The sequence below is a fragment of the Clostridium celatum genome (assembly GCF_021412605.1).
GTDB classification, from domain to species: Bacteria; Bacillota; Clostridia; order Clostridiales; family Clostridiaceae; genus Clostridium; species Clostridium celatum.
On sequence record NZ_JAJKGM010000010.1, the window covers coordinates 74,823 to 91,679 of the forward strand.

Sequence of the window (16,857 nt, forward strand, 5' to 3'; positions counted from 1 at the left end):
TTTTAGATTTACCTAAGCATTAATTAAAGATCAGGAGTTGATATAATATGTACAAAAGAATAATTAGTGATAGCCTTAAATGTATAAAGCTTGGAAGTTTACTTTCATTAATTATAGTTGTTTTAATGGGAATAATAGGACTTTTGATTAATAAGGGAAATATTTTAGAAAGTGTTTATATCATACGAGGAGCACTATTAATGATAGGTAGCTTAGCTGTAATTTTAGGGTCTATGCTAATCTTAAAAAAAAGATCAGAAAAAGAATTGGAACATATTGAAGAGTGGAAAGAAAAGTATAAAAAGTTTTCATATAAAACAGTAATAATTTTAAATGGATTTGTTATACTTTCTTATGGTGTGTTTTTAGACTGGCTTTTATATCAAATTTAAAAAGTAATATTGTAGTTATATATTTAGTCAAAACAAAGTACTATTCAATGGGCGCTATAACACTGAATAGTACTTTGTTTTTTTATATAAAAATTATTGAATATATTCAATAATTTTATTATAACGTTCTTTATTTTCAAATAATGAAACGGTAGATTTCACATTAATAAACCTTTCTACAACACAAGCAGCAAAATTTTTGTCTGCAGTATGCAATACACCATTTACAGAAACTAATGGTCTGTTATATTTATCAAAACCTTCTAATGAAACTGTATAGCCACTATTTTTTAGATATAATAGAACTTTTCCTAAAAATTCATCTGGATCAGTAATAGTTCTTTCATTAATAAATACGTCAAAGCAATCTTCATTATGCTTGTATATGCCCTCCATAATACACCTCATTTCTATATATTAAAAATACCCTTATACATATATATTTCAATGAGAATACAATAATTCCTTTAAACGTTTACTTAAAATATTAAAATGTTTACAAAAAACAAAACGAAGGCATTAGCAGACTACCTTCGTTTTAAACCTATTTTTTGCCTGGTAGGTTTATGTATTAATTATACCATTAAAATACAATTAAGAAAATACAATAAAGTTAGAATTATGTAAAAATTTATTATAAGTTCCTATTAGGATACATATAAATAAGAATTTAAGGGTATATTTGTTAAAAAATGATGATTTATCAGTAATATAAAATTAAAAGTTTTTAATTTTTAAATGAAAAAAATTTCTAGGAATGTTGACTAAAATGATATGAAATGCATATAATATAAATATAAACATATGAACAATTATTCATATGTTTTAATGAAAAGTTAAAGGGAGAGTAGTTAAATGGTGGAAAATAATATAGAAAAATGTTCATGTAATGTAATACATAAAGATACTGTAATTAAGGTGAAAGAAAAGCTACCGAAGGAGGAAACATTATATGATTTAGCAGAACTTTTTAAGGTTTTTGGAGATAGTACTAGAATTAAAATTTTATGTGCACTTTTTGAATCAGAAATGTGTGTATGTGATTTATCAGCACTTTTAAGTATTAGTCAATCAGCTATTTCACATCAATTAAGAGTTTTAAAATCAGCAAGGCTTGTTAAGTTTAGACGAGACGGAAAGGTTATATATTATTCATTAGATGATGAACATATAAAGCATATATTTGATGAAGGATTAAAACATATAACTGAATAAAAATTTATTTTAGTTATTAAAGATAAGGAGGGAATATAATTGGAAGTAAAACTAGAATTAGAAGGATTAAATTGTGCTAATTGTGCTAATAAAATTGAAGATAAAGTAAGTAAGTTAAATGGAATTAAAGAAGCAAATTTGAATTTTTCAACAAGTGTTTTAACTGCAGAAATTCATGAAGAAAGTCTGAAGGATGAAATAATAAATCAAATTAAAGAAATAGTAAACAAATTAGAGCCACATGTTAATGTTAAGGAAAGAAAACAAAATAAAACAATAAATAGTAGTAAAGAGATATGTAAAAATATTAAGTGTAGTGATTTAGAAGATAATAATGACAACAAAGAATTAAAATTTAAATTAGAACTAAAGGGATTAGATTGCGCAAATTGTGCAAATAAAATTGAGAATAAAGCTAGTAAATTAGAAGGTGTAAAAGAAGCAATTTTAAATTTTACTACAACAACATTAAATGTAGAAATAAAAGAAGGCTATAACAAGAAAGATACGATAAATGAAATAAAAAAAATAGTTTTAAATTTAGAACCTAATGTTGTAGTTGAAGAAATTTATACCAATAAGAATACGAAAGCAAATAATAGTATATGTAATGATAATAAATGTAAAGTTAATAATGATACTTCTGAAATAAAAGCAATGTCAGGGAGCACAGATAATAAATTATTATTTTATATTAAAGACAATTTAAGGTTAATTATAGGTATAGTAGCGTATGTCATTGCATTAATATTTAAAGGGGATGGAAATTTATTATCAATAATTTTATTTGCAACTAGTTATTTGATCATAGGAGGAGATGTAGTTTTAACTGCAATAAAAAATATAGCTAGAGGAGAAATATTTGATGAAAATTTCCTTATGAGTATAGCTACAATTGGTGCATTTTTTATAGGTGAATATCCAGAAGCAGTGGCTGTTATGCTTTTCTACCAAGTAGGAGAAATGTTCCAAGGATATGCAGTAAATAAATCTAGAAAATCAATTTCATCTCTTATGAATATAAGGGCAGATTATGCAAATGTATTAAGAGATAATAAAGAAATAAAGGTTTCACCAGAGGATGTTTATATCGATGAAATTATAATTGTTAAGCCAGGTGAAAGAATACCTCTAGATGGTGTAGTAATTGAAGGAACAAGCTTTATAGATACAGCTGCATTAACAGGTGAATCAGTTCCAAGAGAAATTAAAGAAGGAAATGAAATATTATCTGGAGCTATAAATACCAATGGAGTATTAAAGGTTAAGGTAAATAAAGAATATGGTGAATCAACCGTAGCAAGAATATTAGAATTAGTTGAGAATGCTTCAAATAAAAAAGCACCAACAGAAAAGTTTATAACAAAATTTGCAAAGGTATATACTCCAATAGTAGTTATAGTAGCTATAGTTGTAGCAATAATACCACCATTAATACTAAAAGATGCTACATTTTCAGAATGGATTTATAAAGCATTATCCATATTAGTAGTATCCTGTCCATGTGCTTTAGTGGTATCAATTCCTTTAGGATTTTTCTCTGGAATAGGGGCTGCATCTAAAAAAGGTATACTAGTTAAAGGAGGAAATTATCTAGAAGCACTTAAAGAAAGTGAAGTAGTGGTTTTTGATAAAACCGGAACTTTAACAAAAGGTGTGTTTAAAGTAACTGAAATAAATACAGAAAATATAAGTGAAAGTGAGCTTTTAGAGATTACTGCAATTGGAGAAAGTCACTCTAATCATCCTATTGCAAAATCAATAATACAAGCTTATGGAAAAGATATAAATAAAGAAGAGATAAAGAATTATAAAGAAATTTCCGGATATGGTATAGAAGCTAGTATAAGGGATAATAACGTACTAATTGGAAATAGTAAGCTAATGAAATCTTATAATATAAACTATGAAGAAAAAAAATCCATTGGAACTATAGTACATGTTGCTATTAATGGATTATATAAAGGGAATATAGTTATATCTGATGAGATAAAAGAAAATGTAAAAGAAGCTTTAAAGTCATTAAAATCAGCAGGGATTAAAAAGACAGTAATGCTTACTGGAGATAATAAATTAGTTGCAGAAGAGGTAGCTAAGAATATAGGAATAGATGAAGTATATTCAGAGTTATTACCTGGAGATAAGGTTGGGAAAGTTGAAGAGTTATTAAATAGAAGTGATACAAAAGGAAAAGTAGTATTTGTTGGTGATGGAATAAACGATGCACCAGTATTAGCGAGAGCTGACATTGGAGTTGCTATGGGTGGCGTTGGTTCAGATGCAGCAATTGAGGCTGCTGATGTTGTATTAATGCAAGATAATATTTATTCATTAGTTGATTCTATACAAGTTTCAAAAAGAACAAGTAAAATATTATGGCAAAATATAATTTTTTCACTAGGGGTTAAGATTGCAGTAATGATATTAGTTGTTTTAGGTTTAACAAACATGTGGGCAGCTGTATTTGCAGATGTTGGAGTAACCTTAATAGCAGTATTAAATTCAATGAGAATCATTCGATAAATATTGACAAAATATATTATGTTAATTATAATAATTTAAGTCGAGAACATTTTTAAGGCATAAGGGTGTAGCATACAAGATCAGCTTTGACTCTTGTATAAAGTTAGATTGTAGAATCTAACTTTGCATTTAAATGAGACTTATGTATAACGGATCTGCTACGTTATACATAAGTCTCTATTTTTAGGCAAAAATAAGTTTGAGATGAAAGTAAGCATTGAAAAAATATATAAATTGAAATAAAATATTTTTAAGTTAAAAGTTAATAAAATTAAATTTAAATTAAAAATGAGTTTTAATTTAAATTATATAAGTATTTAAAAATTTTAAATCATATTTGTAAATATAGAATTAAAATAAAAAGTATGTTATTATATTATCAAAGTGTTAGGTTGGTAAAATAGAGAATTTTTAAAAGAATAAGGAGATTCATATACTATGGAGAAGAAAAAAAATGTTTCTATGGCAGTAATTAAAAGATTACCAAAATACCATAGATATTTGAAAGAGTTGATGAGAAATGAAGTAGATAGAATTTCTTCCAAAGAATTGGGAGAAAAAATAGGATTTACTGCATCTCAAATAAGACAGGATTTAAATAATTTTGGAGATTTTGGTCAACAAGGTTATGGGTACAATGTAAAAGAATTATATAAACAAATTAGTTTAATTTTAGGATTAGATAAGGATTATAAAGGAGTAATAGTTGGAGCAGGTAACTTAGGGCAAGCAATTGCAAACTATGGAAGATTTTCTGATGATGGATTATCAATAGAGGCTATATTTGATGCAAATCCTAAGCTTGTAGGAATGAAAATTAGAGATGTAGAAATAAACGATATTGATACATTAGCACAGTATTTAGAAAGTAATACTATAGATATTGGAGTAATTTGTGTTCCAAGAATAAATGCTCAAAAAGTTAGTGATATATTAGTTAAGGGTGGAGTAAAAGCTATATGGAATTTTGCACCTGTAGATTTATCAGTACCAAGTGATGTTACTGTGGAGAATGTACACCTTTCAGAAAGTTTATTAACTTTGGTATATTTAATGAATAAAGATGAAAAGTAAAATGATAGCATACATGATTTAAGATGTATGCTATTTTTTTTATTATTAAAATTTAAGTCTATTATACGTTTTTAATGTGTAATTTAATATTTAAATTGTTATTTATTATACAAAAGAAAATAAAGGGAAAAAAGAGATAATAGTAAACGTATTCCAAGAAAAAAATTGAAAATAAAGAATTAATATACTAAAAAAGAAAATATTAATTGCAAATGCTAAATTTAGCTATTATAATTATAAGTAGGTTAAGATTATTCAGAATCTTCTAACCAAAGATGAGATTATGAGTTATTTTTTTTGATTTATTTGTTACATAATTAACAAAGAATTATAGGGTATAAATGAATTTGGGTATAAAAGGGAGGAAGAATCATGGAAATTAAAAATGTAATCTTAGAAGAAGAGTTAAAAAATGTAACTCTTGAAAAAGAGGGGAATTTAGCAATTATAACAATAAATAGACCAAAAGCATTAAATGCTTTAAACTCTGACACTTTAAAGGATTTAGATGTTGCTATTACTAATATAGAAAATGATAACGATATTTATTGTGTGATACTTACAGGAGCAGGAGAAAAGTCTTTTGTTGCAGGGGCTGATATTGCTGAGATGAAAGATTTAGATTCTAAGGGTGGAGAAGAGTTTGGACTTTTAGGTAATAAAGTATTTAGAAGATTAGAAACTTTAAATAAACCTGTAATAGCTGCAATTTCAGGATTTGCATTAGGTGGAGGTTGTGAACTTGCTATGGCATGTGATATAAGAATTGCATCAGAAAAGGCAAAATTTGCTCAACCGGAAGCAGGGCTTGGAATTACTCCAGGATTTGGAGGAACCCAAAGATTACCAAGAATAGTTGGACTAGGTAAAGCTAAAGAATTAATTTATACTTGTGCAATGATTAATGCTGAAGAAGCTTTAAGAATTGGATTAGTTAATAAGGTTGTTCCGTTAGAAAATTTAATGGATGAAGCTAAGAAAATGGCAGCAGCTATAAATGCTAATGCTCCAATTGCAGTAAAGCTTTGTAAAGATGCAATTAATAGAGGAATGCAGGTAGATATGGATAAAGCTATAGAGATTGAGGCAGAAGACTTTGGTAAATGCTTTGACTCAGAAGATCAAGTTGAAGGAATGACAGCTTTCTTAGAAAGAAGAGCAAAGAACTTTAAAAATAATTAGGGATTAATAATTAGCAGTTAGAGGTTAGGGTTAAGGGTTTGGATATTTCATCTTAAACTACTAAGTACAAGCTAAAGACTACTGATTTATTCAAATATATAAGTAAGTTGTGTATATATATTTACACAATAAGGGTATTGCAGGGAGGTAAAAAAGCAATGAATTTTGGATTAACTAGAGAACAAGAGTTAGTAAGACAAATGGTTAGAGAATTTGCAGTTAATGAAGTAAAACCAATAGCTGCTGAAATTGATGAAACAGAAAGATTTCCAATGGAAAATGTAGAAAAAATGGCTAAGCTAGGCATGATGGGTATACCATTTCCTAAGGAATTAGGTGGCGCTGGCGGAGATGTATTATCATATATTATCACTGTTGAAGAATTATCAAAAGTTTGTGGAACACATGGAGTTATAGTTTCAGCTCATACTTCACTTTGTGCTTCATTAATATATGAAAATGGAACTCCGGCTCAAAAGGAGAAATATTTAGTACCACTTGCAAAAGGTGAAAAGATAGGTGCTTTTGGTTTAACAGAACCAGGTGCAGGTACAGATGCTGCAGGACAACAAACAACAGCTGTTTTAGAAGGCGATAACTATATATTAAATGGTTCTAAAATATTCATAACAAATGGTGGAGTTGCAGATACTTTCATAGTATTTGCTATGACTGATAAAAAACAAGGAACTAGAGGGATATCTGCTTTCATAGTTGAAAAAGACTTCCCAGGATTCTCAATTGGAAAGAAAGAAGACAAGCTAGGAATTAGAGCATCTTCTACTACTGAACTTATATTTGAAAACTGTGTAGTACCAAAAGAAAACTTAATAGGTAAAGAAGGTAAAGGATTTGGTATAGCAATGAAAACTCTTGATGGAGGAAGAATTGGTATAGCTGCTCAAGCATTAGGTATTGCAGAAGGAGCTTATGAAGAAGCTGTTAAATATATGAAGGAAAGAAAGCAATTCGGTAGATCATTATCAGCATTCCAAGGATTACAATGGATGATTGCTGAAATGGAAACAAAAATTGAAGCAGCTAAATTATTAGTTTACAAAGCTGCATGGCTTAAACAAAATAAGCTTCCATATTCAGTAGATGCGGCTAAGGCAAAATTATTTGCTGCTGAAGTTGCTATGGATGTAACAACTAAGGCTGTTCAAATACATGGCGGATATGGATATACTAAGGAATATCCAGTTGAAAGAATGATGAGAGATGCTAAGATAACTGAAATCTATGAAGGAACTTCAGAAGTTCAAAAGATGGTTATTGCAGGCGCTGCATTAAGATAATAGGGAGGCATTAATAATGAAGATAGTAGTTTGTGTAAAACAAGTACCAGATACAACAGCTGTAAAGATAGATCCAAAAACAGGGACTCTTATAAGAGATGGTGTTCCTTCAATAATAAATCCAGAAGATAAGCATGCTTTAGAAGCTGCATTACAATTAAAAGAAAATCATGGAGCGCACGTGACTGTAATTAGCATGGGACCTCCACAAGCTAAAAATGCATTAAGAGAAGCTTTATGTATGGGAGCTGATGAAGCTATTCTTTTAACAGATAGAGCATTTGGAGGAGCTGATACATTAGCAACTTCAAAAACAATTGCATCAGCAATTAAAGAGTTAGAATATGACATAATATTTGCTGGAAGACAAGCCATTGATGGAGATACTGCACAAGTTGGTCCAGAAATAGCAGAACACTTAAATGTACCTCAAGTAACATATGTACAAGGTGTTGAAGTTGAAGAAAATGGATTAGTAATAAACAGAGCTTTAGAAGATGGATATGAATTAATAAAAGTTCAAACTCCAGTACTTTTAACAGCTATTGAAGAATTAAATCATCCAAGATATATGAATGTTCAATATATCTTTGATACAGTAGATAAAGAAGTAAAAGTTATGACTGCAGCAGATCTTAACGTACCAGCTGAAGAATTAGGATTAAAAGGTTCTCCAACAAAGGTTAAGAAATCAATGACTAAAGAAGCTAAAGGCGCAGGAGAAATCGTTAAAGAATCAGCTCCAGAAGCAGTAGCATATGTTTTAGGAAAATTAAAAGAAAAACATTACATCTAAAGGTAGTAGGAGGGTATTTACGATGAATATAGCAGATTATAAAGGCGTTTGGGTATTCGCTGAACAAAGAAATGGTGAATTACAAAAGGTTTCTTTAGAAATATTAGGAGAAGGTAGAAGACTAGCTGATGAATTAGGAGTTAATTTAACAGCTGTATTATTAGGGAATAATGTATCAGCTTTAGCAGACATTTTAGGTGAACATGGTGCTGATGAAGTATTAGTTGCTGAACATGAATTATTAGAAAAGTATACAACTGATGGATATACAAAAGTTATTTGTGAGTTAGCTAATGAAAGAAAACCAGGAATATTATTTATTGGGGCAACTTTCATTGGAAGAGATTTAGGTCCAAGAGTTGCAGCTAGACTTTCAACAGGATTAACTGCTGACTGTACTTCTTTAGCTGTAGATGTTACAAATGGTGATTTACTTGCAACAAGACCTGCATTTGGTGGTAACTTAATGGCAACTATTGCTTGCCCAGATCATAGACCACAAATGGCTACAGTAAGACCAGGAGTGTTCTCTAAAGTTAACGAAAAAAGAGAAAACTTTAATATAGAAAATGTTTCTGTAAGCTTAGAATTAACTGATATTAGAACTACAGTTTTAGAAGTAGTAAAAGCAAATAAAGACATAGTTGATATTGGAGAAGCTAAAGTTATTGTTGCTGGTGGTAGGGGTGTTGGAAGTAAAGAAAACTTTGCACTTTTACAACAATTAGCTGATATTTTAGGTGGTGTAGTTGGAGCATCAAGAGGTGCTGTTGATAAAGGATGGATTGAAAGAGATTACCAAGTTGGACAAACTGGTAAAACTGTAAGACCAACAATTTATATTGCGTGTGGTATTTCAGGGGCAATTCAACACGTAGCAGGTATGCAAGAATCAGATGTGATTATTGCTATAAATAAAGATGAAACAGCTCCAATAATGAAAGTTGCAGATTATGCAATTGTTGGAGATATAAATAAAGTATTACCAGAAATGATCAATAAATTAAATGCAATGAATGAAGCTGCCGTAGAAGTATTAGTATAATTTAAAAGACTATAGGATTTTAAAAAAGAAACTCAGAAATAGAGCTTCTAATAACAAATTAAAGTGAAATAATATAAATTTATAAGTAAGCAGTTATAAAAGGCCAATTATGATTAATGTATTATAAAGTAAAACAGCCTAGGAGTTTTATTTTATAAACAGTGCTTGTGGAAAATTAGTTATAATATTTTTAATAATTGTGAATAAAATCTTTTAGTGTATGAATTATGTTTAATTTTAAAGTAGTAATCTATTCATATAAATAATATAAAAATGTATGAGTATAGAAATTGAGAATTATAGTATAAAGTGAGGGTTAAAATATGGAAAAGATATTTGTTTTAGGTGCTGGAACTATGGGTGCTGGAATAGTTCAAGCTTTTGCTCAAAAGGGTTATCAAGTTATAGTTAGAGATATTAAAGATGAATTTGTTGAAAGAGGAATTGCAGGAATCAATAAAGGTTTATCTAAGCAAGTAGCTAAAGGAAAGATGACTGAAGAAACTAAAGAAGATATATTATCTAGAATTTCAGGAACAACTGATATGTCTTTAGCTGCAGATTGTGATTTAGTTGTTGAAGCTGCAATTGAAAACATGAAAATAAAAAAAGAAATATTCGCTGAATTAGATTCTATTTGTAAGCCAGAAACTATTTTAGCTTCAAATACATCTTCTTTATCAATAACAGAAGTTGCATCAGCTACTAAGAGACCAGATAAGGTTATAGGAATGCATTTCTTTAACCCTGCTCCAGTTATGAAGCTAGTTGAAATTATTAGAGGAATGGCAACATCTCAAGAAACTTTTGATGCTGTAAAAGAATTATCTTTAGCTATTGGAAAAGAACCAGTAGAAGTTGCAGAAGCTCCAGGATTTGTAGTTAATAGAATACTTATCCCAATGATTAATGAAGCTTCATTTATTCTTCAAGAAGGAATTGCATCAGTTGAAGACATAGATACAGCTATGAAATTTGGTGCAAACCATCCAATGGGACCTTTAGCTTTAGGAGATTTAATAGGATTAGATGTTTGTTTAGCAATAATGGATGTTTTATATAATGAAACTGGTGATACTAAATACAGAGCTAGCAGTACATTAAGAAAATATGTTAGAGCTGGATGGTTAGGTAGAAAGACTGGAAGAGGATTCTATAACTATAACGCTTAATTTATTTAAGTATATAAAATTAAGAAAGAAATATTTTTTTAAAGTATTTCAAGGTTAATAATACAAGTTTATAAAAAGAAAAGAATTAATAAAAAGTTTTTACTATATTAATTTAAAATAATATTTGAAGAGAAATAATAATATATTTGAAAAGAAAATTTAATTTTTGAGCTTTATTTTAATAGAGGAAGGTAACTATCGACGGGTGGTTATCTTCTTTTATTTTTACTATAAAATAAAAGAGAAAAGAAATGTAATAAGAATTATTATAAAACTATATATTTATTGCAGTTGTACAAGAAAAAAATATCAAAAGTATACTATAATTGAATTATATTATTATAAAGAGTTGAATTCAAAAATTATTAAAATAAAAGTTTTAAAAGTAATGTAAATAAATTTAGGAGGAAAGTCATGGAGCAAATAGGAAATAAAAAGATTTTTAACTTTTATGGGGAAACTGATATTCCAAAACACTTAATTGGATTTGTTGGACAATATGAACAACCATTATTTGCAGTAAAAACAGTTAGAGATGTAGCATTATTTACTGATAAAAAAATATTGTTATGCGATAAACAAGGGATTACTGGTAAAAAGGTGGAATATTATGCAGTTCCATATAGTAAAATAGTTACTTATGCAATAGAAACAGCAGGTCATTTTGATATGGATTCTGAAATAAAATTATTTTTAACTGGTGGAATAGAAGTTGAAATGAAATTTTTAAAAGGGAAAAATATGGATTTGTTACTTAAGAAGGTATTTGATGTTATAAATAATTATGTAACAATGTAAATAAGTGAAAACAAAAGTTTAATTAATAAGAGGTGTTTTTATAAAGTGTTAGTTGAAACTATGAAAAAATATTATGATAAGAAGTATGATTTAAATTGTGCAGAGTGTATGTTAACTGCTGCAAATGAGGAATATGATTTAGGATTACCTAAAGTAGCTATAAAATCAATGTCAGCATTTGGTGGTGGAATGGGAATAGGGTCTGTTTGTGGAGCTATTACAGGATGTATTGCAGTACTTGGTATTATGTTTACTAAAGATAGAGGACATGCTAGTCCTCAAGTTAAAGAAATGACAATTAAATTTATCAATGAATTTAATAAAAAATTAGGAGCAATTGATTGTATTCCATTAAAAGAAATGCATTATAAGGATACAGAAAATAGATGTATTAAAATGATGGAAGTGGCAGCAATAACTTTGGATGATATAATATATAAAAATAAAGATAAATATACAGTATATAGATAGAGATATGAATTAAACTTAATAATAAAGCCAGTAGGAATATTTAAAATATGACCTGCTGGTTTTTTTATTTATTGAGAAGAGAATAATTTGAAAGTATATTTACATATTATTTTTTTGAAACAAGATAATTATAAATATTCCTGTTCTTGCAGAAGTAAAGTTATGGCGTGAAAAATATTTTCATATTGAAAATCCTAATGATGATCAAGGAAATCCTACAGTCGGAAAAGGTGATGATATTAGTTTTGTATTAGTATTTGGAAATGATGGTGAAATAACATGTGAAAATGATGAAGCTAATGAAAATCCATCTGTTGAAGATACTTTAGAGATACAAGATCCAATTCGCCTAAAATTAATGAGCTTATGCATTGGAGAAGATTATGAACTTTGGGTTGTTAGTGATAACGGTACAGATTATCAAGTAGAAAGATGTCATATTTTTGAACCAGGAAATTATACGCTTCAATTAAGAAAAAAAGTAGATGATGGAGAAGCAACTCCATATTTTGATATACCTTGCCATTATATATGCTGTGTTTCAATGTTATTCCAAATAGAGTTTCCAGCTTGTCCTCAATGTCCGGATGATTGTGTAAGTGAAGAAATAGTAAATGGAAGTTTTGAAACACAAAATTTTGATGGATGGAATGTAGAAGGTGAATCAGAAGAGGCAACTGCTACAGTAACAACTAATGGAGGTTGAATTCCTACAGCAGAATGTGGAGACTATTTTGCACTTTTACAATCAAATTCTGATGATGAACTTTATATTGAACAAAGCTTTGAATCATGTGAAGGAAAAAGGATTCAAGGGTATGCACAAATCAGTGTACCAGGACAAATTGAGATAGCAAAAGTAGAGCTTTTTGATTCAGGAGACACTCTAATAGATAGTATAGATTTAAAAACTAATGTGTATCAAAACAGATGGGGATTATGGCAATTTGAAATTCCTTCTGATGGAGAATTTACTATCAGAATGACTATTACAGGTAAAGATCAAGGTACAGCTGGATATTTAGGTATAGACTGTGTTGAAATAATTTAAAAATTAATAGGATAAATAGTTTATAGCTATTTGCTCTATTACTATTAATATTTATTAAATAATAATTTATATTAAAGATTAAAAAAAGTAGTATTATATACATCATATTTAATTTTTAATAGGAGGAAAAATGGCAATAATAAATTTTTCAAGTAATATCATTTCTGATTCTGATTCTAAAATATCTTTTGAACCATCAATTATAGGAGAAGTAAGTAGAAATAATATAGATAAAAAAAATATAAATGAAAATAAAAAAAAAGCTACAAAAAATAATAGTAAAGGTATAAAAAACAATAGTAATTGTAGACAAAATAAAAAACAAAAGGCTATAGAAAAAGAAAGTTATCCAATAAGTGGAGTTGTATATTTGGATATTAATAATGACAATGTTAAAGATAAAGGAGATATTTATTTGGAAAATATACAGGTAGAACTATATACCTATGATAATTTAAAAAAACCATTTAGAATACAATTAACAGATTCCAATGGATATTATGAGTTTAAGGATATAGAATTAAATAAATATTATATAAGAATAAAGGTTCCAAATGGATATGGTTTATTAGAAAAGGGAGAGTATTCAAATATTAGTCCTAAAACACTTATATCTGATAGAATTTATAATAATAAGGAAGGAATAAATATTATTGTAGGTCTTAGAAAGTTATTTAAAATATTAGGGGTAGTATTTTGGGATTACAATAGGAACTGTAGTTATGAAAATGTTGATAGTGGGATAAATAATATAATAATGAAAATCTATAATGAAAAAAATGAGCTTATTGATTTAACAGTAACAGGTAAGAATAAATTTTTTAATGGATATTTTGAATTTGATAATTTAGCTCCGGGAAGATATAGAATAGAATTTGAATGTATAGAAGGATTAAAGGTTTGCAAACCTAGGAAAACTTATTATGGATCTAAGGCAAATCCTATAAGTAATAGTATAAAAATAAATCTAAAGAATAAAGATATTGAAACGGCATTTGTTGGTTTTTATAGACCTAAAAATATATCTAATAAAAGTTATTAATAACTTATTATAATATTGAAAAGAATGATTGTTTAATATAAAATTAAAGATAATAATTATTAATTAAAAATAATTAATAGGTATAATGAATACACAAATAAATAATAATATATAGTAAAAGTATGGTTATAATATTATAGCTATACTTTTATTATATAGGAGAGGTGAAAAATGAATTACACAAATGTAGTAGAACAACAAAATTCAATAATAATAGAGGATGTAAAAGACTTTAATATAAAACAAATTCTTGAGTGTGGACAATGCTTTAGATGGGAAAGAATAACTGATACAAATTACATAATAGTTGCGTTTAGAAGAGTAATAGAAGTAGTTCAAGAAGGAAACAAAGTTATAATATATAACACAAACATGAAAGATTTTAATGAAATATGGAAATCTTATTTTGATTTAGATAGAGATTATGGAGTAATTAAAGAAGAATTATCAAAAGATGAATTGCTAAGAAAGAGTGTGGAATTTGGTTATGGAATCAGAATATTAAATCAAGATCCTTTTGAAATATTAATAAGTTTTATAATATCTGCTAGAAACAGTATTCCATCAATAATGAAGACTATTAAAAAGATTTCAGAAAAATGGGGAGATAAGTTAGAGTATAAGGGAAATATATATTACGCTTTTCCAACTCCTGAACAATTAAAAAAAGCTACATTAGATGAAATTAAAGAAACAGGAGCATCTTTTAGAAGTAAATATATAGTTGATACTATTGGAAATGTAAATGCAGCTATTGAAGCAAAGCAAAAAGGAGAATTAACAGAAGAATTAAGACAGTTTGATCTTGATTATATAAAATCATTACCAAGTGATGAATGCCACAAGGCGCTTCAAAACTTTATGGGTGTAGGAGCTAAAGTTGCAGATTGTATAATGTTATTTTCAATGGGCAAACATTCAGCATTTCCGGTTGATGTTTGGATAAAAAGAGCAATGATTCATTTTTACTTAGCACCTGATGTTTCTTTAAATAAAATTAGAGTTTTTGGTAGAGAAAAATTTGGAGAACTATCAGGACTTGCTCAGCAATATCTTTTTTATTATGCAAGAGAAAACAATATAAAGATTGAAGAGTAAAAAGACTTGAATATAATTTAATTAATATATGAATTAGAAAATTTGATATAAGTTTAAATATTTAAAAATGTGAGGTTTAATAATCTCACATTTTTTATTTAATCAATAATTAAATAAATTCTAACTATATTACATAATATAAAAATAGTTAGATTATAGTAGTTTGGATAATAATTCAAATTATATAGACGGAGTATAATCAAACATCTATAATGTAAATTAATGGTATAAAAGCAATTTAGAATAGGAGGTAAGCATGAATATTAAAAATAAAATAATAAGTATTTTATCAAGTATATTAGTTTTAAGTTTAATTTTATCAGGATATAAGTTTTATGATAAAGATAAATTAGGAAAGAATAGTAATATAGAGAGTGAAAATAAATTAGTAGCTGAAGAAGTAATAAGTGAAGAGATAGAATCTTTAGACGAAGATTCCACAACTTTTAAGGATGGCGCTAATGCATATGAATTAAATATTGAGGGAATTATGGAGCAACTTACTTGTTATACATATTTATCAAGAAAAGTAGGAACAGAAGAAAATATAAAGGCTATGAAATTTATAAAAAATTACTTTGAAGCTATTGGATTACAACCTTTTAACAATGGTGACTATTATCATGATGTTAGAGGAATGAGAGGAGAGTTGTTAAATCAGCTAGGAGTTCCTAATAATACAGATGTTAAGAATGTAATAGGCGTTATAAAGGGTGAAGATAATAAAAATGCAGTAGTAATATCAGCTCATTTTGACCATATAATATTAAATAATGCTCAAAATACTAAGCTTCAAGGTGCTGTAGATAATGCATCTGGAGTATCTACACTACTTGAAAGTGCAAAGGATTTGGCTAAATACTATAAAAATAAAAAGCCAGCTCATGATATTATATTTGCAGCATTTAATGCAGAAGAGTTAGGACTAATAGGGAGTATGGCATTTGTTCAAGAATTTAAGGATAATTATGATAAATGGTATAACATAAATATTGATTGTATTGGCATTAAAGATGAAGGTGGTTTGGCCGTTGAAAATAATGTTGAACGATCACAAGAATTATATAATGATTTTATTGATGTTTTAGATAAAAATGATGTTAATTATGAAATGGTGCCATATGCAATGAATGAAGATGGAAGAATAGTAGGAACTAGTGATCATGCAGTATTTAGCAAGTATGATAGCGCATCATTAATAATAGGTCAATGTGGAATTTCAGATGTAGTTCATACTACCAATGATAGTATGGAAATTATTGATGTTGAATTAATAAATGAAATAAAAGATGTTTTAGTAGAATTTATAATAGAATCAGATTCAAAAATATATTAAATTTATAGGTAAAAATCCTAATGTATTTAAATTTTTTTTTATACATTAGGATTTTATTAATTTCAATATATAAAGATAAAAATTCATATAGCAATTCTTATTAGGTATTGTTAATTTAACCAAGAAAATTATATTTAATGACAACTTTGTTATTGCAAAAAAAGTAATTATGATAAAAATGTAATAAATTGACAATAACTGCAAATACGTTATAAAATAAAAGAGTGCTAGTATTATCTTAATTAAAATCTTGATTTGGTAATACATAATAAAAATTATATTTAATAGAATCTGTTAAGCTGATATGAAAAAATAGCTTGATTTTTCATAGAATTGCTCGCTCTTTGAAAATTATATAAGTTTA

18 protein-coding genes are annotated in these 16,857 nt (G+C 27.6%); 16 read left to right on the forward strand and 2 right to left on the reverse strand.

The genetic code is table 11. The features are described 5' to 3' along the window. Window positions 1-47 precede the first annotated feature (47 nt). Entirely contained in the window at window positions 48-392 is a 345-nt protein-coding gene (locus LPC13_RS06590) for a hypothetical protein (RefSeq protein ID WP_005210956.1), read from the forward strand. Window positions 393-485: 93 nt separating this feature from the next. Here LPC13_RS06590 and LPC13_RS06595 read toward each other — a convergent pair whose 3' ends face one another. Continuing rightward, the gene (locus LPC13_RS06595; protein ID WP_005210954.1) at window positions 486-788 is read right to left on the reverse strand and encodes a hypothetical protein; all 303 of its coding nucleotides are present in this window, start codon (window positions 786-788) and stop codon (window positions 486-488) included. A gap of 459 nt (window positions 789-1,247) precedes the next feature. Between LPC13_RS06595 and LPC13_RS06600 the strand changes: the two genes are divergently transcribed. The 10 genes from LPC13_RS06600 to LPC13_RS06645 all read left to right on the forward strand — a co-directional run bounded on the left by LPC13_RS06600 (window position 1,248) and on the right by LPC13_RS06645 (window position 11,966). Then, window positions 1,248-1,607 carry an ArsR/SmtB family transcription factor gene (locus tag LPC13_RS06600; protein WP_005210952.1) on the forward strand — a complete coding sequence of 120 codons (360 nt, stop codon included), beginning with the start codon at window positions 1,248-1,250 and terminating at the stop codon, window positions 1,605-1,607. Between the two features lie 39 nt (window positions 1,608-1,646). Then, the gene (locus tag LPC13_RS06605; RefSeq protein WP_195244199.1) at window positions 1,647-4,130 is read left to right on the forward strand and encodes a heavy metal translocating P-type ATPase; all 2,484 of its coding nucleotides are present in this window, start codon (window positions 1,647-1,649) and stop codon (window positions 4,128-4,130) included. Between the two features lie 438 nt (window positions 4,131-4,568). Continuing rightward, window positions 4,569-5,204, forward strand: a complete 636-nt coding sequence (locus LPC13_RS06610) for a redox-sensing transcriptional repressor Rex (protein WP_005210947.1) — start codon at window positions 4,569-4,571, stop codon at window positions 5,202-5,204. Window positions 5,205-5,576: 372 nt separating this feature from the next. Further along, window positions 5,577-6,386: a short-chain-enoyl-CoA hydratase gene (locus tag LPC13_RS06615; RefSeq protein ID WP_005210946.1), complete on the forward strand. Its 810-nt coding sequence runs from the start codon at window positions 5,577-5,579 to the stop codon at window positions 6,384-6,386. Window positions 6,387-6,544: 158 nt separating this feature from the next. Beyond that, window positions 6,545-7,684: an acyl-CoA dehydrogenase gene (locus tag LPC13_RS06620; protein ID WP_040418685.1), complete on the forward strand. Its 1,140-nt coding sequence runs from the start codon at window positions 6,545-6,547 to the stop codon at window positions 7,682-7,684. 16 nt (window positions 7,685-7,700) lie between these two features. After that, window positions 7,701-8,480, forward strand: coding sequence for an electron transfer flavoprotein subunit beta/FixA family protein (locus tag LPC13_RS06625; RefSeq protein ID WP_005210943.1), 780 nt, complete (start codon window positions 7,701-7,703; stop codon window positions 8,478-8,480). 22 nt (window positions 8,481-8,502) lie between these two features. Next, a complete protein-coding gene (locus LPC13_RS06630; protein WP_005210942.1) occupies window positions 8,503-9,525 on the forward strand; it encodes an electron transfer flavoprotein subunit alpha/FixB family protein in 1,023 nt (340 codons plus the stop codon). Window positions 9,526-9,848: 323 nt separating this feature from the next. Further along, window positions 9,849-10,697 (forward strand): 3-hydroxybutyryl-CoA dehydrogenase, encoded by an 849-nt coding sequence (locus tag LPC13_RS06635; protein ID WP_195244200.1) that lies wholly within the window; start codon window positions 9,849-9,851, stop codon window positions 10,695-10,697. Window positions 10,698-11,111: 414 nt separating this feature from the next. After that, window positions 11,112-11,495, forward strand: a complete 384-nt coding sequence (locus LPC13_RS06640; protein ID WP_005210935.1) for a PH domain-containing protein — start codon at window positions 11,112-11,114, stop codon at window positions 11,493-11,495. Window positions 11,496-11,540: 45 nt separating this feature from the next. Further along, on the forward strand, window positions 11,541-11,966 hold the full coding sequence (locus LPC13_RS06645) for a C-GCAxxG-C-C family (seleno)protein (RefSeq protein ID WP_005210933.1): 426 nt from the start codon (window positions 11,541-11,543) through the stop codon (window positions 11,964-11,966). Window positions 11,967-12,170: 204 nt separating this feature from the next. On the opposite strand, the gene LPC13_RS06650 is transcribed toward LPC13_RS06645, so the two are convergent. Further along, window positions 12,171-12,338 carry a hypothetical protein gene (locus LPC13_RS06650; RefSeq protein WP_234088708.1) on the reverse strand — a complete coding sequence of 56 codons (168 nt, stop codon included), beginning with the start codon at window positions 12,336-12,338 and terminating at the stop codon, window positions 12,171-12,173. Here LPC13_RS06650 and LPC13_RS06655 point away from each other — a divergent pair. The 5 genes from LPC13_RS06655 to LPC13_RS06670 all read left to right on the forward strand — a co-directional run bounded on the left by LPC13_RS06655 (window position 12,325) and on the right by LPC13_RS06670 (window position 16,493). Next, on the forward strand, window positions 12,325-12,672 hold the full coding sequence (locus tag LPC13_RS06655) for a carbohydrate binding domain-containing protein (protein ID WP_005210931.1): 348 nt from the start codon (window positions 12,325-12,327) through the stop codon (window positions 12,670-12,672). The genes LPC13_RS06650 and LPC13_RS06655 overlap by 14 nt on opposite strands. A 210-nt stretch (window positions 12,673-12,882) precedes the next feature. Beyond that, window positions 12,883-13,017 (forward strand): hypothetical protein, encoded by a 135-nt coding sequence (locus LPC13_RS16955; RefSeq protein ID WP_005210929.1) that lies wholly within the window; start codon window positions 12,883-12,885, stop codon window positions 13,015-13,017. Window positions 13,018-13,147: 130 nt separating this feature from the next. After that, window positions 13,148-14,059, forward strand: a complete 912-nt coding sequence (locus LPC13_RS06660) for an MSCRAMM family protein (RefSeq protein WP_195244203.1) — start codon at window positions 13,148-13,150, stop codon at window positions 14,057-14,059. 171 nt (window positions 14,060-14,230) lie between these two features. After that, window positions 14,231-15,157: a DNA-3-methyladenine glycosylase family protein gene (locus tag LPC13_RS06665; RefSeq protein ID WP_195244204.1), complete on the forward strand. Its 927-nt coding sequence runs from the start codon at window positions 14,231-14,233 to the stop codon at window positions 15,155-15,157. Window positions 15,158-15,413: 256 nt separating this feature from the next. Beyond that, window positions 15,414-16,493 carry a M28 family metallopeptidase gene (locus tag LPC13_RS06670; RefSeq protein WP_234088709.1) on the forward strand — a complete coding sequence of 360 codons (1,080 nt, stop codon included), beginning with the start codon at window positions 15,414-15,416 and terminating at the stop codon, window positions 16,491-16,493. Window positions 16,494-16,857 lie beyond the last annotated feature (364 nt).

Coding starts and splice junctions, on each gene's coding strand:
- LPC13_RS06590 (WP_005210956.1), top strand. CDS start 48: ATGTACAAAAGAATAATTAGTGATAGCCTTAAATGTATAAAGCTTGGA.
- LPC13_RS06595 (WP_005210954.1), bottom strand. CDS start 788: ATGGAGGGCATATACAAGCATAATGAAGATTGCTTTGACGTATTTATT.
- LPC13_RS06600 (WP_005210952.1), top strand. CDS start 1,248: ATGGTGGAAAATAATATAGAAAAATGTTCATGTAATGTAATACATAAA.
- LPC13_RS06610 (WP_005210947.1), top strand. CDS start 4,569: ATGGAGAAGAAAAAAAATGTTTCTATGGCAGTAATTAAAAGATTACCA.
- LPC13_RS06615 (WP_005210946.1), top strand. CDS start 5,577: ATGGAAATTAAAAATGTAATCTTAGAAGAAGAGTTAAAAAATGTAACT.
- LPC13_RS06620 (WP_040418685.1), top strand. CDS start 6,545: ATGAATTTTGGATTAACTAGAGAACAAGAGTTAGTAAGACAAATGGTT.
- LPC13_RS06625 (WP_005210943.1), top strand. CDS start 7,701: ATGAAGATAGTAGTTTGTGTAAAACAAGTACCAGATACAACAGCTGTA.
- LPC13_RS06630 (WP_005210942.1), top strand. CDS start 8,503: ATGAATATAGCAGATTATAAAGGCGTTTGGGTATTCGCTGAACAAAGA.
- LPC13_RS06635 (WP_195244200.1), top strand. CDS start 9,849: ATGGAAAAGATATTTGTTTTAGGTGCTGGAACTATGGGTGCTGGAATA.
- LPC13_RS06640 (WP_005210935.1), top strand. CDS start 11,112: ATGGAGCAAATAGGAAATAAAAAGATTTTTAACTTTTATGGGGAAACT.
- LPC13_RS06655 (WP_005210931.1), top strand. CDS start 12,325: ATGAGCTTATGCATTGGAGAAGATTATGAACTTTGGGTTGTTAGTGAT.
- LPC13_RS06650 (WP_234088708.1), bottom strand. CDS start 12,338: ATGCATAAGCTCATTAATTTTAGGCGAATTGGATCTTGTATCTCTAAA.
- LPC13_RS06660 (WP_195244203.1), top strand. CDS start 13,148: ATGGCAATAATAAATTTTTCAAGTAATATCATTTCTGATTCTGATTCT.
- LPC13_RS06665 (WP_195244204.1), top strand. CDS start 14,231: ATGAATTACACAAATGTAGTAGAACAACAAAATTCAATAATAATAGAG.
- LPC13_RS06670 (WP_234088709.1), top strand. CDS start 15,414: ATGAATATTAAAAATAAAATAATAAGTATTTTATCAAGTATATTAGTT.